Genomic DNA, 22,185 nt, shown 5'->3' with positions numbered 1-22,185 from the left:
TTCAGGGAGAATGAGATGGATTCGGTAGTTTTTTTGTCGTTAGCAGCACTTCTGGGACTTGTTTGCATATTGTGGCTGGTCGGGCTTTTTTCGGTTGCGCTTAGAAACGCGTTGCTCTTTTTTGTAAAGAAAAACCGCAGCCGTCTGAAGTTGACCATTGTGTATGGCCTTCTGCTCCCGTCGCTCCTTGTTGGATCAATCCTGTTTTGCCTGGAATATGAAAGCGGCGACATCCCGACATACGCTGAAATGGAAGGCGGGCCCGATGAAAATACGGAAAATGCACCGTCTCCAGCAAAAGAGGATGTCGCTGTGTGGGAACTGCCGGCGTCTTCTGAAAGCCAAGCGCGTGGGTTGACTCCGGAAGAGCAGGAAAAGAAGAAGCAGATCAGCTATGCCCTTGGAAATGAAATAATCTCCCCTTTTGATGTTCTAGTTCAAGACTATTTCAAATATGAATTATTTGAGGAGTTAAGTGAGGCGATAGAAAGTGTCAGCCTTTATGATGGGTTTTTTCCATATGTTTTTTCTGCACACAGCGACCATGTTAACTCCGTAGCAATCGCTGAAGGACGGATTGTATCAGGTAGCGATGACAAAACAATTAAAATTTGGGATTTAGCGAGTGGCAAGCTCTTGCATACCCTGCCTGGGCATGAAAGGGATGTTACCGCTGTTGCAATTATTGACGGAAAAATTGTTTCTGGTAGTTGGGATAAAAAAATCAAAATATGGGATTTAGAGAGTGGCAAGCTCTTGCAGTCCCTTTCTGGGCATAAGCACCTTCTGTTTACTGATGAGACAACGGTAGCGACCGGTGAAGGTCGAATCGTCTCTGACAGTGATCGAAATACTGTTATGGTTTGGGATTTGAACAGTGGCAAGCTTTTACATGATCTTGCCGGACATCGTGGTACAAATGGGTGGGGAGGGGCGATTTTTATCAACTCGGTGGCTGTTGGTGAAGGGCGAATCGCTTCAGGTAGTGATGATAAAACGATTAAAATTTGGGATCTTCAAAGCGGAAAACTGTTGCATACTTTGGCTGGTCATGGCGACGGTGTGAATTCAGTAGCGATCTCTGATGGGCGAATTGTATCAGGTAGTAAAGATCAAACAATTAAAATTTGGGATCTTCAAGACGGAAAATTGTTGCATACTTTAGCCGGCCATAGCAACAGGGTAACTTCAGTAGCGATTTCTGATGGTCGCATTGTGTCAGGCAGTAATGATAAAACAATTAAGACCTGGGATTTGAAAACCGGTAAGCTGCTGTTTAGCTATCCTTGCTCTTTTGTTTTATCTGTGGCAACGACGGACGATAAGATAGTTTCAGGACATAGTAATGGTGATGTTTCTGTCACAAAGATTCCAAGCGGCAAAGATGTAAAAAAGTTTAAAAGTCAAGTTGAAAACTACTTTTTGAGCAGCGTTTTTGAGGGCGAGGCTTATAAGCAAGCCCTTGAGCTGCCCATTGATTTATTGGTCGATGTGCCTTCGTTCAAACAAAGGCATGCAGAACACGCCCTTGAAAAATACCAGCTGCGCGTCCGGCAAGCCTTCAAGCACGGCAAGATCGGCGAGCGTTACGTCCCCTATACCACTTCGTCTTATACAACGCACAATTACGACTACATGATGATTAACGGCGAGGCAATCAACTACAGCACCAACCAGAAACATTCGTCTTCCAGCGGCGGCCACGAAGAGGACGTCTACGGCTACAAGGCGATCTGCGAAGTCAAAAACGAGTCGAAAAATCATTACCTCGTGCAGATGAAGTCCGACTGGACGGGAGCCTATTCAAGATACGTCACCGGCAGTTACGGTGCCTGGAGCAAGCAGAGTGGTGATTACAGGGAATTGAAAACAAATAAAAGCGCCTCTTCGTACCCCCAGTCCTTTGTGCTGGCACCGGGCGACAAGCACAAGTATCAGTTCGAACTCGGTGAAGAGGAGCCGGCCGACCTGGTGAACGTTCCGGTATCGGTGACGGTGATCCCGAAGCGGTTTTACGAGGGCCTGGTCCGGTCCATGGAAGAGGAGAATACCGACCTCGCCCTGATCGACGGCTATCTGAAAACCGAGCTGGTCCGAGAGTGGCATCCGCAACTCAAGCGCCGCAGGGCGCAGATCATCCAGGACCGGGACGACCGCTTTTCCAAAGAAAATATCGAGGGCGTTACGGTCAGCCTCGAATATGATGACAATGACTACTACGACGCATTCGATAACCCCGTGACCGTGTTTATCTCGTCCAAAAAACCGCTCAAGGTCAAATATGAAACCCCCTTTGCCAACGAAACGGTCAACGTATCAGAGAAGGCTGGCGGATTTTTCAGTGCCTACGAGTATCGGGTGAAACATGAGGTTAAGGGAGTGCCGAAGGGAAAACTTGAGGCCAAGGTCGCCTATGTCTGGCATGTTGAGAAATAGCCCTTACGAAAAGAGTGCTGCTCGGGAGTCGGGGGGGATTAACAGGCCTCTCACTAATTCAGGGAGAATGAGATGGATTCGGTAGTTTTTTTGTCGTTAGCAGCACTTCTGGGACTTGTTTGCATATTGTGGCTGGTCGGGCTTTTTTCGGCTGGGGCAAGAAACGTTATGCTCTTTTTTGTAAAGAAAAACCGCAGCCGTCTGAAGCTGACCATTGTGTATGGTCTCCTGCTCCCATCGCTCCTTGTCGGATCCATCCTGTTTTGCATTGAATATGAAAGCGACGCTATTTCGACCTACGCCGAAATGGAAGGCGGGCCCGATGAAAATACGGAAAATGCACCGTCTCCAGCAAAAGAGGATGTCGCCGTGTGGGAACTGCCGGCGCCCCCTGAAAAGCAGGCGCGTGGGTTGACTCCGGAAGAGCAGGAAAAGAAGAAACAGATCCGCTTCGCCCTTGAAATTGAGATGATCTCCCCTTTTGATGTCTCGGTTCAAGACTATTTCAAATATGAATTGTTTGCGGATTTAAGTGAGGCGATTGAAGGAGCCAGCCTTTATGGTGGGTGTATCCCACATTATTTTCCTGCACACAGCGACCGTATTCGCTACGTTGCTATCGCTGAAGGACGAATTGTATCAGGTAGTAATGATAACACAATTAAGGTTTGGGGGCTGGCGAGTGGCAAGCTATTGAAGACCCTTTCTGGACATGAAAGGCGCGTTACTTCTGTTGCAGTTAATAACGGAAAAATTATTTCTGGCAGTGAAGATAACACAATTAAGGTTTGGGATTTAGCAAGTGGCAAGCTCTTGAATACCCTTTCTGGGCATAAATATGATATCAACTCGGTGGCTGTCGGTGAGGGGCGGATCATTTCCGGCAGTGATGACGACACCATCAAGGTTTGGGATCTGAAGAGCGGCAAACTCCTGGACACCCTTTCTGGACATCATCGCTGGGTGTCGACGGTGGCCATAGGTGAGGGCCGGATTGTTTCAGGTGATGTTGGCGGCACTGGTGTTAGCTGCATGATTAAAACCTGGGACCTGAAGAGCGGCAAACTGCTATACACCATTGAGGGAGACCGGTATAGGGTGAAATCGGTGACCATCAGCGGTGGCCAGATTGTCTCCGTCGGTAAGTACTCTACCATCAAGATCTGGGATCTGAAGAGCGGCAACCTGCTGCATACCCTTTCCGGGCATAAAGCTGATACCAATTCGGTGGTCGTCACCGAGGGCCGGATTGTCTCCGGTGGTGATGACGCTACAGTCAAGGTTTGGGATTTGAAGAGCGGGAAGCTGTTATCTAGCTATCCTAATCCTAGCCCTCGTGTGTTGTCTGTAGCAACGGGGGAAGGGAAAATCGTTTCCGGAGATAGTGGCGGTTTTATTTCTGTCACAAAGATGCCAAATTTTGAGCATGTAAAAAAGTTTAAAGATGAAGCCAAAAGCTACTTTCTGAACAGCCAATTTGAGGGCGTTGACTACAGGCAAGCCCTTAGGTTGCCACTATCTTTATTGGTCGATGTGCCTTCGTTTAAGCAAAGGCATGCCGAACACGCCCTGAGTAAATACCAGCTGCGCGTCCGCAACTCTATCAAACACGGCAAGATCGGCGAGCGTTACGTCCCCTACACCACCTCGTCTTACACAAGCTTTAATAACGACTACATGATGATTAACGGCGAGGCGATCAACTACAGCACCAACCAGAAACATTCGTCTTCCAGCGGCGGCCACGACGAGGACGTCTACGGGTACAAGGCGATCTACGAAGTCAAAAACGAGTCGAAAAATCATTACCTCGTCCAGATGAAGTCCGACTGGACGGGAGTTTATTCAAGATACGTCACCGGCAGTTACGGTGCCTGGAGCGATAAGGATGGTCAATACAGTGAGTTGAAAACAAATAAAAGCGCCTCTTCGTACCCCCAGTCCTTTGTGCTGGCGCCGGGCGACAAGCACAAGTACCAGTTTGAACTCGGCGAAGAGGAACCGGCCGACCTGGTGAACGTTCCGGTGACGGTGACGGTGATCCCGAAGCGGTTTTACGAGGGCCTGGTCCGGTCTATGGAAGAGGAGAATACCGACCTCGCCCTGATCGACGGCTATCTGAAAACCGAGCTGGTCCGCGAGTGGTGGCCCCAGCTCATACGCCGATGGAATCAGATCATCCAGGACCGGGACGACCGCTTTTCCAAAGCAAATATTGAGAAAGTTACGATCAACCTCGAATATGATAAGAGCGACTATGACAGCGCATTCGATAACCCTGTGACCGTGTTTATCTCGTCGAAAAAACCGCTCAAGGTCAAATACGAGACCCCTTTTGCCACCGAAACCGTCGATGTGACCCAGAAGACGTCCGGATTTTTCAGTGCTTACGAGTATCGGGTGAAACATAGCGTCAAGGGGGTGCCGAAGAGTAGCCTGGATGCCAAGGTCGCCTATGTCTGGCCGGTTACGGATGTAAATCCCATTCCCAAGGCCAAAGCCAAAGCTGACAAAGCCAGGGCCTGGCAGGCCGGAAGCCTCAGAGGCAAAGTTGTGGAATGCATAAATGCGGGGGGATGCACTTATGTTCTTGTCGATAAGACATGGGTAGGGGCACCCGCATTTTCAGTGGTCGTTGGAGACACTGTCATTGCACCGAAAGGCAAGGTAATGAAAGATTATCACTCGTCATTTGCTGACAGGACCTTCGACTCTATGCGTTGGGTCAATAATGTTGAAGTCGTTACCCATTGAAATCCCGCACGGGAACCATTGCAGGGTGGAGGTGTTGTCGGGAAATTTCCGTTGCGCTGGATGACGAGAAAGGGCTGCCGCCCGGGGAAAGGCGTCGGGCATGAATTTTGTCGCAAGGGTGATTGAACGGATCGAGGCGAAGCGGGTCGGGGTCGCCACCTTTTTCGCGACCTTGCTGGCGATCATCACGGTCCGCAACTTTCTGGAGAACATTCTCGAAGCGTCCCATGCCGTCGGCCTGGGCGCCCGGTTTTACCNCAGCGATTTCTGCCATATCGCCCTTTCCTGGGCGACGGTCTTCTTCACCCTGGTGCTGGTCTTACGGCTCTTTTCCGGCACCCAGGTTTTATCGGTGGCCAAGGCCGTTCTGGCGCTCTTTCCCCTCATTGTCGTGGTGCCGCTGCTCGATTTTTTCCTGTTCGGCAGCGGCGCCATCACCTACCAGAGCGATTTCGACAGCTTCTGGTTTTCGTACCTGCACCTGTTCGACCCCCGGGTTCCCATTTCCTACGTGACCGACGGGGTCAGGGTCGAGATTTTTCTCGCCGTCCTTTTCTCTTTTCTCTACCTCTACAATGCCACCGCCGCTCTGGTGCGCTCGGCTCTGGGCGCTCTCTCCATCTACAGCGCGATCTACTTCTACGGCTATCTGCCGGCGATCTACAACGGGCTCTTTTCCACCTCGGCAGAGGAGGCAATCAACCGGTCGATCCTTTTCTCCCGCTCCCCCATTCAGCTCAATTTTCTCCTTTACGTCCCTGTTGCCCTCTTTCTGTGCGCGTCTCTCTTCGGTCTGCTGAGGCCCGAAGTGCGCAGGGGAATCATGGTGTCGCTCCGCATTGAGCGGCTGGCGATCTATCTGTCCCTCATGTTCTTCGGGGTGGCCGTCAGCGCCGTCAACGGTCTGATTTTCGAGGACCTCTTCAACCTCTACGACCTGCTCAAACTCGGCGCCGCTGCCCTCTCCCTGGGGTGCGCCTTCGTCTTTTCGACCATGCTCAACGATATCGGCGACTACGAGATCGACCGCATCTCCAACCGGGGCCGGCCTCTGGTGCGGGGGGACATCGAGCCGCAGGCCTTCGCCGGCATCAAGACGGTGATGCTGGTCCTGTCGCTCTTTTTAGCCGTCCCCCTCAACGAGTACTTCGTTTTCATCCTGATCTTCATAATCTCGCTGAGTTATCTCTATTCCTGTGACCCCTTCAGGCTGAAGCGGGTCTTTCTCCTCAGCCACCTGCTGCTGGCGATGATCGGCGTTTCGGTCTTTCTCCTCGGCACCTGCCTGGTGGACGGAAGACTCGCCTTCTCCAGCGCCGACGGCAAGCTGCTCGGCCTTATCTTCGGTTTCTTTTTCATCGCCTCTCACCTCAAGGACATCAAGGACGGAGAAGGTGACCGGGCCTGNGACCGGGCCTGTGGCGTCGTCACCCTGACCACTCTCGTCGGCGGCAGATGGGCGTATCGCATCGTCTCGGGGCTCGTTTCCGTCGCCATTGTAGCCGCCGGCCTCCTGCTCGAGCTGAATGCCGTCCTGGTGGCAGGCAACCTGGCGGTTTTTGTCATCGCTGCGGTATGGTTCAAAAATTCGGAAAAGCTGTTGCTGGCATTGCAGTGCTGCGTTGCGGCGATTTTTATTGGTTACGCTCATCTGCTTCTCTAGTCTCGACATGGTTTTTCGCGTTGAATCGCGCCACGGGTAGGGGGGGGGCGGGAGTTTGCGGTCGGAGTTTTGGAGGCTGAGGGGCCATCGAATGTTCCAGCCGGGGAGGTAGATCCTCCTGCTTCTCGCCGGCCTCATCAACGTCGAGGCGCAGGGGAAACGCTTGAGCAAGGAGATCGCCAAGGTCGGGAAGGACGTTGCGATGTTTTCCGGGAAGATCTCCAACGAGAAGTTCGTCGCCAACGCACCGCCCCGCATCCTTTAGAAGGATCGCGGCAAACTGCGGGACGCCGAGGAGAAACTCGGCATCCTTCAGCAGAGTCTGGAGAAGATCAGGGCGCTGAAGTAAGGATCAAGGCCGGGGCGGCGACGCCCCGGCCTTTTTCTGTTGTGGCTGGCGGGGTGGTGGCGCCTTGGCAGGGGGGCTTTAGGGGCGGATGTCCTCCAACTCGATGTTCAGGGCGTTGGAGGAGATCGCCACCTCGACCAGGGAGAGGACGAGCGACAGGCACATCAGGGCCAGGCTGGCACCGAAGACGATCTTGCCGACCAGGGGCCAGCCGACGAAGAGGGCGAACATCGCCACGGTGCAGAGGAGGAAGGAGACGACGCCGCACCCCTGCATCCACCTGATCAGCTCGATGCGCTTCCTCAGCCCGGCGATCTGCCGCCGTAGCTTCTCCTCGCCCCCCTGGCGGCTTTTGCCGCTGAGCTCCCGGATCAGCTGCGCCAGCACCAGAAAGCGGTTGGTGTAGGCGAGCAGGAGCAGGGAGATGGCGGGGAAGAGGAGGGCCGGGGTGGTCAGTTCGATCTGCATGGCGGGATCCTTTCGTTTCCGAGGAGATTCTCCCCCTCGCGCCGCGGCTCTCTCTTCTTCTGGGCCTTTGGCGGGAAGTTGCCCCTTGTGACGGGTGGTCTGGGACTTCGGGGGCGGCAGTGCACCTCGCCAGCAGGCTGGAGGGGGGAGGGGGGAGGGGGGAGGGAAGGGCGCGCGGGGCGGTACGCTCTCGTCGGGCGCCCGGCCTACTGGGGTCGGGATCCCTGCTCCAACTCCTTGAGGACTTTGAGCAGGTAGTCGCGCACCTGGATGCTGTCGGTCATGGTCATGACCTCCCGGGCAGCCTCCCGGGCCAGGTCCAGGGAGAGGTCGCTCAGAAAGGCCTTGGTCCGCGGGATGAAGGGGGCCGGCATGGAGAATTCGCGGATTCCCATGCCCACCAGGACCACCAGGGTGAGGGGATCCGATGCCATCTCGCCGCACAGGCAGAGTCCCTTGCCCTGGCTGAAGGCCACCGCCGAGACGTCCCTCAGGACCTGCAGGATCGCCGGGTGAAGGGGGTTGTAGTACTTGCTGACGAGAGGGTTGTTGCGGTCGGCCGCGAGCATGTACTGGATGAGGTCGTTGGTTCCGAGGGCGAAGAAGTCGACCTCGCGGGCGAGCTGGGGGGCCATCTGGACCGCCGCCGGCACCTCGATCATGACGCCGAGGGGAATCTCCTTGGCGAAGGGTATCCCTTCCTTGCGCAGCGTCTCTTCGGCCTCGGCCACCAGGGCGCGGCAGGCCCGCACCTCCTCCAGGCCCGAGATCATGGGAAAGAGAAGCTTGACCGGTCCATGCACCCCGGCCATGAGGATCGCTTCGATCTGGGTCGCGAAAATGTCCCTGTTGTCGAGGGAGATGCGCACCGAGCGCCAGCCCATGAAGGGGTTGTCCTCTCGGGGGTGCCCGAAGTAGGGCAGGGCCTTGTCGCCGCCGATGTCCAGGGTGCGGATCGTCACCGGGTGGCCCTCGAAGCCCTCGACGACTTTGCGGTAGAGCAGGTACTGGTCGTGGCGGTCGGGGAAGTTGCCCCGGGCCATGTAGGGGAACTCGGTGCGGTACAGGCCCACCCCTTCCGCTCCGTTGCGCAGGGCGATGTCGATGTCGCTCACCAAACCGACGTTGGCGCGTAGGACGATGCGCGTCCCGTCCTGGGTCTGGGCCGGCAGGTCCCTGTACTCTCCGAGGCGGTTCAGCTCCCGGCTGCAGTCCTGCTCCAGGCGGCTGTACTCTTCGATCACGTGGGGCGCCGGGTTGACGTAGAGGCAGCCCGAGTTGGCGTCGAGGATGACCCGGGCGTCCGGTTTGACCGCCTTCATCGCGCCCTTCACCCCGACGATGGCCGGAATGCCCAGGGACTTGGCCATGATGACGGCGTGGGAGTTCTGTTCTCCGGCCTCGGTGACGATGCCCAGAATCTGCTCGTGGTCCAGGGCGGCCATGTCCGAGGGGAGAATCTCCCTGGCCAGAAGGATGCCCGGCTGCTTGAGCTGCAGGACGTGGTTCTCCTGGCCCACCAGATTGCCGAGGATGCGCCGGCCGATGTCCTCCATGTCCACCGCGCGCTCGCGCAGGTAGGCGTCCTCCATCCGCGAGAAGGCCTCGATATACTCGCTGAGAACCTTTTCCAGGGCGTAAGGTGCGCTGTGGCCCTCGTCCACCTCCCGGTGCAGCTTGTCGATGAAGCTGCGGTCCTCGAGAATCATCAGGTGGGAATGGAAGATGGCCGCATCGTCCTCGGAGAGGCGTTCGGCAACGCGCTTTTCCAGGTAGAGGGTCTGGATGCGTGTCTTCTCAAGGGCGCCCTCAAGGCGCTGCCTCTCCTCCTCCACCTCGACGCCTTCCTGTCCGAGGATGTCCGCAAAGCCGAGCCGTTCGCCCATGACGTGGGCCGGCCCCGAGACCACGCCGGGGTAGGCGACGGTGCCGCGCAGTGCGGTCTCCGTTCCCACCTCGGCGGCAGGGACCGGTTCGGCCATGGAGCGCCGGGTCTCTTCGAGTTCGCGGGCAAAGCGGTTCTTCTCTTCCTCCTGGGTGCGGATGCTGTCGAGCAGGCGGGCGTTGATGACGATCGACGAAACCTGAAAGGCGATGGTCGAGAGGGCGCTGATCTCTTCGGAGCTGAACTGCCGGGTTTCCGTGGTCTGGATGGCGATAACCCCCAGGGGGTTCTTGCGGTCGAAAAGGGGGATGCCGAGGAAGGAATGGAAGCGCTCCTCGCCCGTCTCCTTGAAATAGCGGTAGCGGGGGTGGCTTTGCGGTTCCTGAATGGCCACCGGGCGGCGCCCTTCGGCGGCCATTCCGGTCAGGCCCTCGCCGATGCGCATGCTGACCTTGCCGATGGCTTTCCGGGAGAGGCCCTTGCTGGCCCGCAGGCACAGTGTCTGGTGGTCGTCCTCGAGAAGATAGATGGAGCAGACCTCCGTCCTCATTCTCTTTGCGACGAGCGAGACAATGTTGTTCAATGTCTCGCCCAGGTCGTGCGACTGGAGGATAAGCGTGCTGATGTCCTCGAGGGTGGTGACGCCGAGTCTTTCTGTGGGCCGTTTTGTCATGGTTTGGGGGCGGTTCGGAGAGGGTTAAAAAATCAGGCCTTATCTTAACCAAATCTGAGCGGGTTGGCGATAAAAAAAACGCCGCGCGGGTGAGAGAGTTACCGGCGCGGCGGGTGAAGGGACAGGGTTCCTGGCGGGAAATGACCCCTATGTCCCTATGGAATGCTTTTCGGCGTACGTTTATTTATTTGTGTTTCCTGTGCTTTCCAACCTCGTCGCTGAAGTGGCAGGCCGCCTGGCGGCCACCGCCCTTCTCCTCCAGGGGCGGGCTTTGGGTGGCGCAGAGATCGCGGGCGTAGGGGCAGCGGGGGTGAAAGTGGCAGCCGCTGGGTGGGAAGAGGGGGGAGGGGACTTCGCCCTTGAGCAAGGGGCCGCTGTCTCGGCGGGCAGGGTCGGGTACCGGAACGGAGTTGAGCAGGGCCTCGGTGTAGGGATGGAGGGGCTTGCGGTAAAGGTCGCCAGCGTCGGCCAGTTCGACGATCCGCCCGAGGTACATGACCGCTACCCGGTCGCTGATGTGCTCGACCACCGCAAGGTCGTGGGCGATAAAGAGGTAGGTCAGGCCGAACTCCTCCTGGATGTCCTGGAGCAGGTTGACGACCTGGGCCTGAATGGAGAGGTCGAGGGCCGAGACCGGTTCGTCGGCGACGATCAGGCTGGGGCGCACCGCAAGGGCGCGGGCGATGCCGATGCGCTGGCGCTGTCCGCCGGAGAATTCGTGGGGATAGCGTTCGTAGTGCTGCTCGGCCAGGCCGACGGTCTTCAGCAGGCGAAGGACCTCCTCCTTAAGGCCCGTTCCGCTGGCAAGGCCATGAATTTTCAGCGGTTCGCCCACGATCTCTCCCACCCGCATCCGGGGATTGAGGGAGGAATAGGGGTCCTGGAAGATCATCTGCATCTGGCGTCGCAACGGACGCAGCCGGCGGGGCGAAATCCCCAGGATCTCCTGTCCGCCGAAGGTCACCTGTCCGTCGTCGGCCTCGAGCAGGCGCAGGATGAGCTTCCCGGTGGTTGACTTGCCGCAGCCCGATTCACCGACCAGGCCGAGGGTCTCGCCTTTGCGCAGGGTGAAGGAGACGCCGTCCACCGCACGCAGTTCGAGGTTTTTCCCTCCGAGGGGGCCGGGGGAGACGGAGAAGCTCTTGCGCAGGTCGCGCACGTCCAGGAGGGTGTCCATCTAGTCTCTCCAGCAGCGCACCAGGTGTCCGGGGCTGACCTCGCGCAGTTCGGGAACTTTGCCCCGGCAGGGGGCGAAGGCCTCCGGGCAGCGATCGAGGAAGGAACAGCCCGGGGGCAGCTCTCCGGGGCTGGGGACCTGGCCCGATATGGGTTCCAGGCGGTCGCGCTTTTCACCGAGGCGGGGGACGCAGGCCAACAGCCCCCTGGTGTAGGGGTGGAGCGGGTGGTCGAAGAGGACCCGTACCGGCGCGTATTCCACGATCAGGCCGGCGTACATGATGGCCACCCGGTCCGCTGCCTCGGCGACCACCCCGAGGTCGTGGGTGATGAGCAGGGTGGCCATCTCCCGCGTCTTCTTGAGATCGTGGAGCAGTTCCATGATCTGGGCCTGGATGGTCACGTCGAGGGCGGTGGTCGGCTCGTCGGCGATGAGCAGGCGCGGGTCGCAGGCCAGGGCCATGGCGATCATCACCCGCTGCCGCAGCCCCCCGGAGAGTTGGTGGGGGTACTCGCCGACCCGCTGCTCCGGCGAAGGGATGCCGACCTGGGAGAGGAGCTTCACCGCCGCCTCCAGGGCCCCCTGGGGTGACAGCCCCTTGTGCAGGCGCAGGACCTCTCCGATCTGCTCGCCCACCCGGAGGACCGGGTTGAGGGAGGTCATCGGCTCCTGGAAAATCATCGCGATTTGGTTGCCCCGGATGCGGCGCATCTCGTCCTCGGGGATGCGGCGCAGGTCTTCGCCCCCGAACAGGATCTCCCCCTCCACGATGCGCCCCGGCCGGGGAACCAGGCGCAGCAGGGAGAGGGCGGTCATCGATTTGCCGCAGCCCGACTCTCCCACCAGGGCGAGGGTCTCGCCCTGGCCGATGGAAAAATCGACCCCCTGGATGGCCTTGACCAGCCCTCCGGAGGTGAAGAAGTAGGTCATCAGATTGCGAACTTCTAGCAAGGGCTGCATGAAATGTCGGGCTCCGGTCGGGAGGTTCTCTCGCGATAGGCGTTCTCTCCGGTGGACCACGCGGAGAGCAACAAGTAATCAAACTTATACGGATTTTCAGCTCCGGTCAAGCTGTCGCGGGTGTTTCGCGGCGGGCATTTATGCGCCGACCGACACTCGGCTCAAGGTCTTGAACTCGGACCGACGGAAGTCGGGGTGAAAACCTTCCCGATTAGCACTGACCTCTCGATTGGCTCTTCTCCCCGGGGCAGGAGACTTTCTTTGCGTCAACCGGGATCGATCCTTGTGAGGCTCTGCAGTTTCATTAACTTTGGCGTAAAATTTCAAAATCGGATATAGTGCCCACGGTTCGGTTTTTGTGTTCCCCCGGGGTCTTGCCCCCAAGGGGGGCGACCCGGGAAGAAGGAGAAGGCTTTGGGCAAACTGGTAGATCTGCACCTCCACAGCAACTATTCCGACGGAATCCACCCTCCCGGCGAGGTTTTGCGCATGGCCGCTGCGGCCGGCCTGGCCGCCGTCGCCATCGCAGACCACGACAATATCGACGGTATCGACGAGGCCCTGGCTGCCGGTAGGCAGTATGGCGTCGAGGTGTTGTCCGCGGTGGAGCTCTCCGTGGTCTGGGAAGAGTATCGGGATATCCATATTCTCGGGTACGGCTTCGACCACCATCATCCCGAACTGTGCCTGGCTCTTCGGGAGTTTCGCGAATTTCGCGAGGGGCGCAGCGCCCGCATCGTTGAACGGATCAACGAAATGTTGCGCGGAGAGGGCAGGGCAACGATCGACTTCGAGCAGGTACGCTCCAGGGCCGGCGGAACGGTTGGGCGGCCCCACATCGCCATGGCCCTGATCGAAAAGGGGGTCGTCTCCAGCAACGAGGAGGCCTTCCGGCGCTACCTCGTTCCCTGCAACGTCTCAAAACGCCTCTTCCCCATCGCCGAAGCCATCGAACTGGTCCACCGGGCTGGCGGGGTGGCGGTGCTGGCCCATCCCCCCTTCATTACCGACGACCGCAAGGTTTTCGAAGGACTGCTCGATATCTTTGTCGGCCTCGGCCTCGACGGGGTCGAGGCCTACAACAGTGGCGCCACCAACGCCGATATCGATTGGTACATCACCCTGGCCCGCCGGCGTGACCTCATCATCACCGGCGGCTCCGACTTCCACGGCCTCGAGGGGGGGGAGATCGTCATCGGCGGAGGGCGGGGCAATCTGAAAATTCCCTATCGGTGCGTGGATGAGGTGCGAGCCGGGCTTGAGTTGCGATAACAAATAAGGTTTCGGCGAAAACAGTGGAGATCCCTGCTTGATATGAGGGCATGTAGGGCCTTGCGTGGTCAAAATGTTGACTGTGGGGTCGCCTTCGCAGACCTCTCCGGGGGCATCGCGAGTCGGTCAGGTGCCGTGATTTTCCCGTGGGGGACCTTCTCGATACCGCAGGCCCGTCACGTCTTTTCGCCGGAAAGTTCTTCGCTGGCCTTCTGCACGTCCCGGATTGCTCTCCGGGCGGGGAGTCCTTGGTCGCTTCGGCCTCGCACTACCCAATGTGGTTGGCCTATTCATTGAGCGGATGCTGTGCGACTGCTGCACCTGCTTGTGGGCATACCTCCAAGGCCATGATCTGTGCCGGCCCCCCCTGGAGGCCCTCGCTCCCATGGAACCGGAATCGCGGCCGCACCGAATTCAACCCGTGCCGCAGCGAGTTCTGCACCGTTTGTGATCCCCTGGGTGCTGCGCCTGAAGTCGATGCTGCCGGGATTCCCTTTGACTGTACCGATCGCTGCACCTGCGACAATCCGCTGCCCGGTCGATCGATAGCCGCCTGGATGGGGAAGTGTGCGGGCGAGCGCCGGAAAATGAAGGCGGGAAGATGTTGTCGGGACGGCACGGAAATGGCATTGTGGGTGAGGGGCAGCTTGATGCCGCAATCGGTTCCTGATGGGACAGGGGGAGACCCTGTGATGTCGGCCCGATGAACGAACGTTGAGGAGTTGTTGCATGAAAAAGGCCCCGCTTCCTAATTTTCTCATAATTGGCGTCCCCAAGGCCGGGACGACCTCTCTGGACCATTATCTGCGGCAGCATCCTCAGATATTCCTCCCCCAGAAAAAGGAACTTCATTACTTTTCATACCGGTTTCTGAAGGAGTCTTTGGCGGGGCCAGGAGATCTTGGGTCCCTGCAGAGTGTCTGCTCCACATTCAGAGAGTACGAAAACTGTTTCTGCAATGCAGGGGAAGTCAGCGCCATCGGGGAGATCTCCCCATCATATTTCTACTTCAGAGAAGTCGCACATGAAATGCGGAAACGACTGGGTAATATCAAAGTCGTCATTTCCTTGCGGGATCCATTGAAGAGAGCCTACTCAAATTACATGCATCTGGTTCGTGACGACAGGGAAACCCTCTCTTTCTACAACGCCCTTTGCGAGGAGGAGCAGAGGAAGGCGAAGGGGTGGAGCGATTTCTGGCGTTACTCAGAGCATTCGTTGTATTCGCAGAATCTCAGGTTTTTTATGGATGTTTTTGGGCCTGAAAACGTGAAAGTCGTAATCTTCGAGGAGATGGTGCGGGATACTGAGGGTTCCCTGCGGGATCTTTTCAAATTTCTCGGGGTCGATGATTCGGTAAGCGTTCAGAGTGGAAAGGTTTTGAACCGGTCCGGGACGCTTAGATTCCGGTTTGTAAAGAATGTGATTTATGAAGATAGTCCACTGAAGAAGTTGTTCAAGAAAGTTGTACCCAAAGAACTTAGAACATCACTAAAATGCTACCTTGAGAATTTAAATCTCATACCGGCTGAAGATATAGAAATAGATGCAGTAAATCTTTTGGCTAGCAGATTTGAGTCGGATCGCGCCTCTTTGGAGGAATTGCTCGGGAGAAAAATCGATTGCTGGCATTTCTAAGGCATGTCGATACGCCATTTTCCTTTTGTTGTTTGTGGTTGTGGCGAGGGGGTAAGGAACCTATTAAAGCTTAGATATTCAATCACGCTTCTCTTAACCCTTGGGAATGACCAGTTTGAAAAAATTCTTTCCTACTCAATTAAGTTTAAATATGCTTTCAGGGTCCATTTCGATGGGTCTTGGACTTATAGTGTCGGCAATCAAGTATCCCCTTTATATCCATTTCTTGGGTTATGAGCATTATGGCAGTTGGCTGCTTCTTTCTACGATTCTGACTTTTGCTCAAATGGGTTTGTTGGGAATAACACCAGCAATAATAAAGCTTGTGGCGGAAGAACGTGGAAGGGGTGACAACGAGGCAATTCAAGAGTATTTTGTGACATCTATATGTGTTTTGATAGCCATTTGCATAGCAATCTTGGGGTTAGTTGTTTTATTTAAGTGGCAAATAGTCGTCATGATGGGCCTTGAGGGTGGAAATGCCGAACTGGTAGCCAGTCTTATGATTTATATGGTCGTATTCAGCATGGGGGCTTTGGCGTATCAAGTCCTAAACTCTGTTATAGGTGGTGTTGGGCGCTTGGATATTGCCAATTATTCTCAGACGGCACTTCAGGTTGCACCGTTGATATTGTCTGTTCCTTTATTATTGATGGGTAAAGGAGTGATTAGTCTGCTTTTGGCCAATGTTTTTGCCTATCTGTTTATGTTCGTGATTAATTATGTGAAATTGAGGAGCATGATTAAAGTTGATATTTTCAAAATATCTTCTTTTTCTTGGAAGCGACTTCGGGCGATGTTTAGCTTCGGGTTCAACATTTTTTCCGGATCCATGTTGAATGTGATGGTTCTTCCAATAGCTAAAATTGTTATTACTCGGTCCATTGGGGTCGAAGGGGTGCCTGTTATTGAACTGGCTTATCGAGCGGGAATGCAGATACGTGGAGTGTTTGAGGTTGCGTTTAGGGCCCTAATGCCTGAGGTTAGCAAGTTGTCATCCGAAGGAAGTCGGAATAGTTTCTTGGAAATGAAAAAAGTGGTCTCCAAGGCCTACTTGTTGCTGTTTTTCGGGGCAATACCTCTGTATGCGGTGATTTTTCTGATGGCGGAAGGGTTATTTAAGGTCTGGCTGGGGGGGGACTATATCCCTTCCATCCCCAATTCTTTCAGGGTCATGCTTTTGGCGACCTTCATCAGTCTTGTAGGTGTGATTCCCTATTACATATGTATGGGGCTTGGGAAGGTCGGAAGGTTGTTGGTTCATCATATAGCAGTTGCAGGCGGCACTTTGGTTTCGTTGGGGGTTGTGCTTTTTGTTGGTTCTGGGGTAGACGTTGTTTCTGTTGCATGGTGTTTTGTGCCAGGTGCTTTTTTGGGGACCGTTTATCTTTTTGTTTTTCAAATGAAAACCAAATACAACTTTCTGTGCGAACAGGCCTGACGTCAACCTTGTCAGGTGAAAAGATTTTCGAAAAAGATGTCTTTACAAAATTCTATGACGGGGTGCCTTTAGGGAGTTCTTTTTCCTCCTTTTTGAACTAGGGCAAAAGGGCCCTACGGTGGACGAAGCATTCGACAAAGGATTTTGAAGGGTTTTGAAGTCTTGATCCCAACGAGCATAAAAAAAGAACACCTATTGATAGGTGTGACTGCAATTGCATTGGGGATGCTGTCCTCCAGTGCTATTGTCACTGGGGGGCTGAAGTTCTGGTTTCCGGTAGTTCTTATTGTTTTTTGGGGATGGGTCCGGTTTGCAACCAAGTACCCCGCAGAGGCCTTTTTGGTCGTTATTTTTTTTGCGGAAGAATGTTTTGATATGTTTACTTTCGGGGCCCGCCAACGATTGCTTTCAGATATTGGCTATGCCTTGATGTTGCCACTTATTGTTTTAAATTTTAACAGGGTTTGGAGTCACCTTTTTCGTGTTCGTTGGAATTATGGTGTTTATATAATTCTTTTTTTTAGTGTAATCCTGTTTTCCTTGTTTTGTGGCTCTTATTTGATTTTTGGGCAACCCATGGCTTTCGGACTCGTGGCGGCAAGGAAGTACTTGTTGTTTTGCAGTTACTTTTTTCTTGTGGCTGTTGGGGCGACCCGTGAGGAGGGTTTCCGTTTGCTTAAATATTTGGCTTGGTTGGGGGCGCTTGTCTCCTTGCTGTCAATTGTTGATGTCGCCCTTGGCGGGGGTGTGGTTTTCTCCCACTATTATGCTGTCGGGCAGGAACGGGCCGGCCAACTCCGAATCCATGTGGGTGAGTTCTTAACGATTGTATCCGCTATTTACTCCTTGGTGAAATTCCAAGAGACTTCCAAGGGGAGTTTTAGCAGGATTTTCTATGCCATTTGTTTCTTTCTGTGTCTTTATAATTCAATATTCATAGGCATGACAAGGGCCGTTTATGGGGGGATATTCATAACAGGCATTGTTTGGTTTCTTATAAACAAGTCATACGGCAAGGTGATGGTCTTTTTGTTTTCTGTAGCTCTCCTTGCAACTGTCGCCTTGACAGGTGTTTTAGATTCAGTGTTGTCAGAGTCCTTCCTCAGTGAGATTTATAAAGAGACCGTTACCGAAATTGATAAAAATGAAGGTAATGTTTCCATTAGAAAGGAAGGGTTCCAGTATTTTTACAGTCTTTGGCTGGATCGCGCACCGATAACAGGGGTTGGTGTATTCAGCGATACAAAATTTCCGAACAATCCCGTGACTATAGCCTCTGCCTTGAGGGGATATAATTATATTGACATAAATGGATTCACCACCATTCTTTTCTTCGGGGTTGGTGGAATAGTACTCCTTTGTTGTTTTTTGTATAAATCACTGAGGGATGTTGTTTCTATCATCCGGTCACCCGATTTTGATGGTAAATACAATTATCAAGTGATTTTGCTTGTTTTTGTATATAATTTAGTTACCCCAACATTGAACAACATGATCGTCGAAAGAATGGTCGTTTATACTGGCCTCTTTTTGTTCCTTCTTCACCTTGGAGCGGGCAGTGAGATCAAAGAAGGGACTTCAAAACAAGAGTTAAATGAGTTGGGTGCCCCTACTTGAAATGTCTCTCTTCGGGGAGTTGAAGAGGCTGACCAGCAGCTTTAAGGAATTTGCTCTTTTTGCCCGGTTTGAAATTTTCTTTTTAAACATCGGTGGTGGCAGAAGCTGGACCCCTTGAGAAATGTTATCTTTTCAATTAGGGAGAATGTTTGAGATGACTTAAAGGGTTTTGATGTAGACGCTAGTTCTGCTGTTGGTATTTGTTTTTGGTTGACAGCAACCCTTAAGGCCGGTTTGGATGAGTTTGGTTTCTTTCTGTTCCTAGACGTAGTAAATAAAGTCCACTGTCTTGGTGAGACATAAAATTACACCTCATTGGCTGCAATGAAAGGGCCGTCAAGATGCTTAAACACGAGGTTAGGGGACAGGCGATGGGCGAATTTAACGGACCCATATTTATTGTAGGCATGCCAAGGAGTGGGACGAAGTTGTTGAGGGGGATACTCAATAATCACCCCGATGTTGCCTTTTCCAGTTCGGAGACAGAGATTTTACCTTTTTGGGCAAAACATTGGCCCGAGTATGGTGATTTGCGCGATTTTGAAAATTTCCAGATATTCTACAACTCTGCAATAAAAAGCTCGTACTTTCATTATATTGAAAAAAGCCATGGAAAAATAATTTCAGCAAAAAAGTGGCATGAAGCCTGTGGAGATTGGACTGTAGCCGGTGTGTTCGAAAGCCTTGTTCGACTCGACACGGGGTGCACGACTCAAATGATCTGGGGGGACAAGTCTCCCTCTTATATCCGGCATATTCCCTTACTGATGGAACTTTTCCCCGGGGGCAAATTCATTTATATCGTTCGAGATGTGCGCGATTATTGCCTCTCCATTAATAAAGCCTGGGGGAAAAACATGATCCGTGCAGCACAGCGCTGGGCCGATGACGTTGGCAACGCCAAGGCGTCTCTTGCGTGTTGCCCAAATCGTGCGATTGAGGTTCGTTTTGAGGATCTGCTTGACAATCCAAAAAAAGAACTGCAAGCAGTTTGCGATTTCATAGGAATATCTTTTGGCGAAGATATGCTTTTCTTTGAAAACACAACCGAAAAAATTGGAGGGGCGCAAGGGGCCACGGAGGTGGTTGAGGGAAACAAGGGGAAATGGCAGGCTGAACTTTCCGCGGCCAAGGTCAGGAAAATAGAGAAAGTCTGCATGGAGACTCTTCACGCGTACAAGTACTCAACGACTTATGAGGGGCCAGTTGATAGGATTCACCCCCTAATGATGGAAGCACTTAAGGTTTTAGATGGGGTCAACCTTCTTTTCCATGACAACGAAAAAAGGGGTCTTTTCAAGAATATACTCTTTTATTTGAGGTATTCCAAGCACTCCGGGAGCAGTTGTTAAAATCCAAACGAACCATGTGCCATTTCGGGTTTTTTCTCTTGTGTTTATCGAATGGATTTTGAGTTGTCTTTGGAAGTGAAAATAGATGGCAAAATGAATCGTGAAAAGTTTTGATGGTTTCGGTTGGTCTCTTCAGCCTCTAGGATAAAGAATTAGGTTTCAGTACTAGGAAAGGCAGGTCGTAATTGGATCAGAAGGTTACTGCCATCATCGTCAATTATTTTTCAGGTCACCTTTTAAAAGATATCGTCTCGAATCTTAAAAAGTTCTTGCCACGCCTGGGCGAGATAATAATTGTCAATAACAGTGGAGAAGATATTTCCGGGCATGGCGACGCTATTACCACCGTTCTCTGCCCGGAAGAGAACCTCGGTTATGGCCGTGCCATCAACTTCGGGGTGAGAAATTCTAAATATCCGAATATCGTTGCGCTCAATCCGGATATCTCTATCGAAAAATGGGATTTTGATTTTGAAAACCCTCCCGCAAAGAAATTCATCGTCTCCGGGGTCAAGGACGGCGGGTTGGAATATCCGAAGTTTCCTCACCCCCTTTACGATGCCTACCGCTTCATGCTCTTCAATCTCTCCAAGCTGTTTTCTCCGATAGACAAGTTGTTCGGGACCCTTCGACTTGATCCTTCAATCGATTTTCAGCCCGTTGACTGGGTCCCGGGTGCTCTCATCGTGACCACCAAAGAGACTTTTGACGCGATTGGCGGGTTTGGGGAAGAATACTTTCTTTTTTACGAAGAAGTCGATCTCTGTATGCGTGCGCGGTTGCAAAACATAGAGGTTCTTTTCTCGCCAAAAATCTCGTATCGAACATTTGAAGCCAAATCTTCCAGTTGTGACGTGTCCGAGGTGAAAACCGTTTCCGAGGCAGAATCTCTCCGGACTTATCACCATAAATATTCCAATCGAATGATGACTTTTCTGTCCGTTTCGTTGATCAAATCATGGTCCATATGCATGGTTGTCTTTTTCGGATTTCTTTCAAAGTTGTTTTCTTCAAAAAAGATCAAGTCCAAAGTTAAACAATACAGGATATACAACAATCGACTCAAGTTCTCCCAATCCCTGGGGCCTTTACCTTGAAAAAGATTCTGGTCGTAATGCTGGCTTCCTCCGTAAAGAGGCTTTACGAGAGGAGCGGGGGGGGTGTCGATTCCGTTTGCCAGGTCCTGCTCGGCGAAATTATCCGGAAGGATCAGGACTGCCGGTACCGGGTTGTCGCGTTCAACCCTTTCAATGACTATGTTTGCCAGGGAGAGGAAAAACAGCTGGCCGACCATGTCTCGGTCATAATGTACAACCATCGGCCCTGGCGAGGAATACCGAGTTTCGTCTCTCAGAACCTGATCGTCCTGAGGGAGGCCATTCGTTTCAGACCGGATGTGATCCATTGTCATCTCGCGGCAATGCTCGCTTTCCCCTTTCCCAAGACGCGGACCGTCCTGACCCTTCACGGTTACAAAAAAATCTGCCGTCAGAGCGAGGGCTTTCTTAATGACTTCCTTTACGAGAAAGTCTTAGAGCCGACAGGGATACGCAATGCAGACGTCGTAACAACGGTCTCTAAAGAAATCGTTCGCGAATGTCGAAATGATTTCGGGAAAAACGTTTTGTTGATCAAAAACCCGATTGCCTCCCGTTTCTTTCAGGACCGGGGGGCCCGTCAGGAGCGGGACTATTATCATATCGTTACGGCAGGTGCGGTCATCCCCCGCAAAAGGACGCTCGACTGCATCAAGGCTGTGCGGATGGCCGCCGAATCGTTTCCCGGCAAGGAATTGCGGTTGACGGTCTGCGGGCCTGTCCAAAGGGAAAGCCCCTACTTCCTTGAAATCGAGCGGTATCTTTCGGAACACGGCCTTGCCTCGAGGGTCGACTTCCTGGGTCAGACCAACATGGACAGGCTGCTCGAAACCTTTCGCGGGGCCGACTGCGGCCTCTTCCTTTCCGCAGAGGAAACCTTCGGCCTTGTCCCTCTGGAGATGGCGGCCGCAGGACTTCCCCTCGTCGCGACCCGGGTCGGGGTCGTTGAAGAGTGCGCCGATGATTTCGCCGGCAGAGGGATGAGAATCGTCGAGGTCGGTGATGTGCAAAGCGCTGCTGAATTTGTCGTCGAGGCGCTCCAGGGCAGGCAGAGACAGAATCCTGAGCTGAGAGCGTATATCCGCGATGCTTTCCACCAGGAAAGCGTTTATCGGGAAATCCTCTCCACCTATGGCCCATGACGTTTTTCCCGGGATTTGGCTGACACCAGCATGGACCCTATAAATAAACATCACATTCTTCTTCTCGGGCCGTCTCTCGGGGCCGTCAGCGGGGTTTCTACCCACCTCAACCTGCTCCTGCAGTCCCGGCTGGGAGAGGATTTCCGCCTGGGTCACTTTCAAGTCGGCAGCGAGGGGCGGGACGAAACCGCTGCAATCAAAGTCTTCAGGCTGTTTTCCAGCCCCTTTCTCTTCTGCCGGGAATTGATCAGGTCGCAGGTC

Annotated in this window: 16 protein-coding genes and 1 pseudogene; 13 read left to right on the top strand and 4 right to left on the bottom strand. The window is 53.8% G+C overall.

Translation table 11 applies throughout. From position 1 onward, the window contains the following. Positions 1–15 precede the first annotated feature (15 nt). The 5 genes and pseudogenes from C0617_RS16225 to C0617_RS16210 all read left to right on the top strand — a co-directional run bounded on the left by C0617_RS16225 (position 16) and on the right by C0617_RS16210 (position 7,118). Entirely contained in the window at positions 16–2,436 is a 2,421-nt protein-coding gene (locus C0617_RS16225) for a WD40 repeat domain-containing protein (protein ID WP_291318079.1), read from the top strand. A 72-nt stretch (positions 2,437–2,508) separates the two neighbouring features. Then, complete coding sequence (locus tag C0617_RS16220; RefSeq protein ID WP_291318078.1) at positions 2,509–5,190, top strand: WD40 repeat domain-containing protein; 2,682 nt, start codon at positions 2,509–2,511, stop codon at positions 5,188–5,190. An 823-nt stretch (positions 5,191–6,013) separates the two neighbouring features. Beyond that, positions 6,014–6,597 (top strand): annotated as a pseudogene (locus tag C0617_RS17245) (UbiA family prenyltransferase); the annotation flags it as partial. A gap of 1 nt (position 6,598) precedes the next feature. Further along, on the top strand, positions 6,599–6,853 hold a 255-nt coding region (locus C0617_RS16215), incomplete at its 5' end, for a hypothetical protein (RefSeq protein ID WP_291318077.1). 112 nt (positions 6,854–6,965) lie between these two features. Continuing rightward, positions 6,966–7,118 (top strand): hypothetical protein, encoded by a 153-nt coding sequence (locus C0617_RS16210; RefSeq protein WP_365889465.1) that lies wholly within the window; start codon positions 6,966–6,968, stop codon positions 7,116–7,118. 162 nt (positions 7,119–7,280) lie between these two features. Here the strand turns inward: C0617_RS16210 and C0617_RS16205 are convergent, their stop codons facing one another. The 4 genes from C0617_RS16205 to C0617_RS16190 all read right to left on the bottom strand — a co-directional run bounded on the left by C0617_RS16205 (position 7,281) and on the right by C0617_RS16190 (position 12,365). Then, complete coding sequence (locus C0617_RS16205; protein WP_291318076.1) at positions 7,281–7,670, bottom strand: DUF2721 domain-containing protein; 390 nt, start codon at positions 7,668–7,670, stop codon at positions 7,281–7,283. Positions 7,671–7,876: 206 nt separating this feature from the next. After that, positions 7,877–10,228, bottom strand: a complete 2,352-nt coding sequence (ptsP, locus tag C0617_RS16200) for a phosphoenolpyruvate--protein phosphotransferase (RefSeq protein WP_291318075.1) — start codon at positions 10,226–10,228, stop codon at positions 7,877–7,879. A gap of 184 nt (positions 10,229–10,412) precedes the next feature. Next, on the bottom strand, positions 10,413–11,405 hold the full coding sequence (locus C0617_RS16195; protein WP_291318074.1) for an oligopeptide/dipeptide ABC transporter ATP-binding protein: 993 nt from the start codon (positions 11,403–11,405) through the stop codon (positions 10,413–10,415). Further along, positions 11,406–12,365, bottom strand: coding sequence for an ABC transporter ATP-binding protein (locus C0617_RS16190; protein WP_291318073.1), 960 nt, complete (start codon positions 12,363–12,365; stop codon positions 11,406–11,408). 414 nt (positions 12,366–12,779) lie between these two features. On the opposite strand from C0617_RS16190, the gene C0617_RS16185 reads away from it, so the two are divergent. From C0617_RS16185 to C0617_RS16150, 8 genes are all read left to right on the top strand, one after another. Beyond that, positions 12,780–13,637 (top strand): PHP domain-containing protein, encoded by an 858-nt coding sequence (locus C0617_RS16185; RefSeq protein ID WP_291318072.1) that lies wholly within the window; start codon positions 12,780–12,782, stop codon positions 13,635–13,637. A 729-nt stretch (positions 13,638–14,366) separates the two neighbouring features. Continuing rightward, on the top strand, positions 14,367–15,275 hold the full coding sequence (locus tag C0617_RS16180) for a sulfotransferase (protein WP_291318071.1): 909 nt from the start codon (positions 14,367–14,369) through the stop codon (positions 15,273–15,275). A 115-nt stretch (positions 15,276–15,390) separates the two neighbouring features. After that, positions 15,391–16,716 carry an oligosaccharide flippase family protein gene (locus tag C0617_RS16175; RefSeq protein WP_291318070.1) on the top strand — a complete coding sequence of 442 codons (1,326 nt, stop codon included), beginning with the start codon at positions 15,391–15,393 and terminating at the stop codon, positions 16,714–16,716. 144 nt (positions 16,717–16,860) lie between these two features. Next, a complete protein-coding gene (locus C0617_RS16170) occupies positions 16,861–18,333 on the top strand; it encodes a hypothetical protein (RefSeq protein ID WP_291318069.1) in 1,473 nt (490 codons plus the stop codon). A 341-nt stretch (positions 18,334–18,674) separates the two neighbouring features. Continuing rightward, positions 18,675–19,685: a sulfotransferase gene (locus C0617_RS16165; RefSeq protein WP_291318068.1), complete on the top strand. Its 1,011-nt coding sequence runs from the start codon at positions 18,675–18,677 to the stop codon at positions 19,683–19,685. Between the two features lie 185 nt (positions 19,686–19,870). Then, positions 19,871–20,782, top strand: coding sequence for a hypothetical protein (locus tag C0617_RS16160; RefSeq protein ID WP_291318067.1), 912 nt, complete (start codon positions 19,871–19,873; stop codon positions 20,780–20,782). Positions 20,783–20,799: 17 nt separating this feature from the next. Then, positions 20,800–21,924 carry a glycosyltransferase family 4 protein gene (locus C0617_RS16155; protein WP_291318108.1) on the top strand — a complete coding sequence of 375 codons (1,125 nt, stop codon included), beginning with the start codon at positions 20,800–20,802 and terminating at the stop codon, positions 21,922–21,924. 30 nt (positions 21,925–21,954) lie between these two features. Further along, on the top strand, positions 21,955–22,185 hold a 231-nt coding region (locus tag C0617_RS16150; protein WP_291318066.1), incomplete at its 3' end, for a hypothetical protein.

Origin of the sequence: Desulfuromonas sp. (assembly GCF_002868845.1) — a bacterium.
In the GTDB taxonomy this organism is placed as follows: domain Bacteria; phylum Desulfobacterota; class Desulfuromonadia; order Desulfuromonadales; family BM501; genus BM501.
This window is presented reverse-complemented; position numbering and strand designations above follow the sequence as displayed.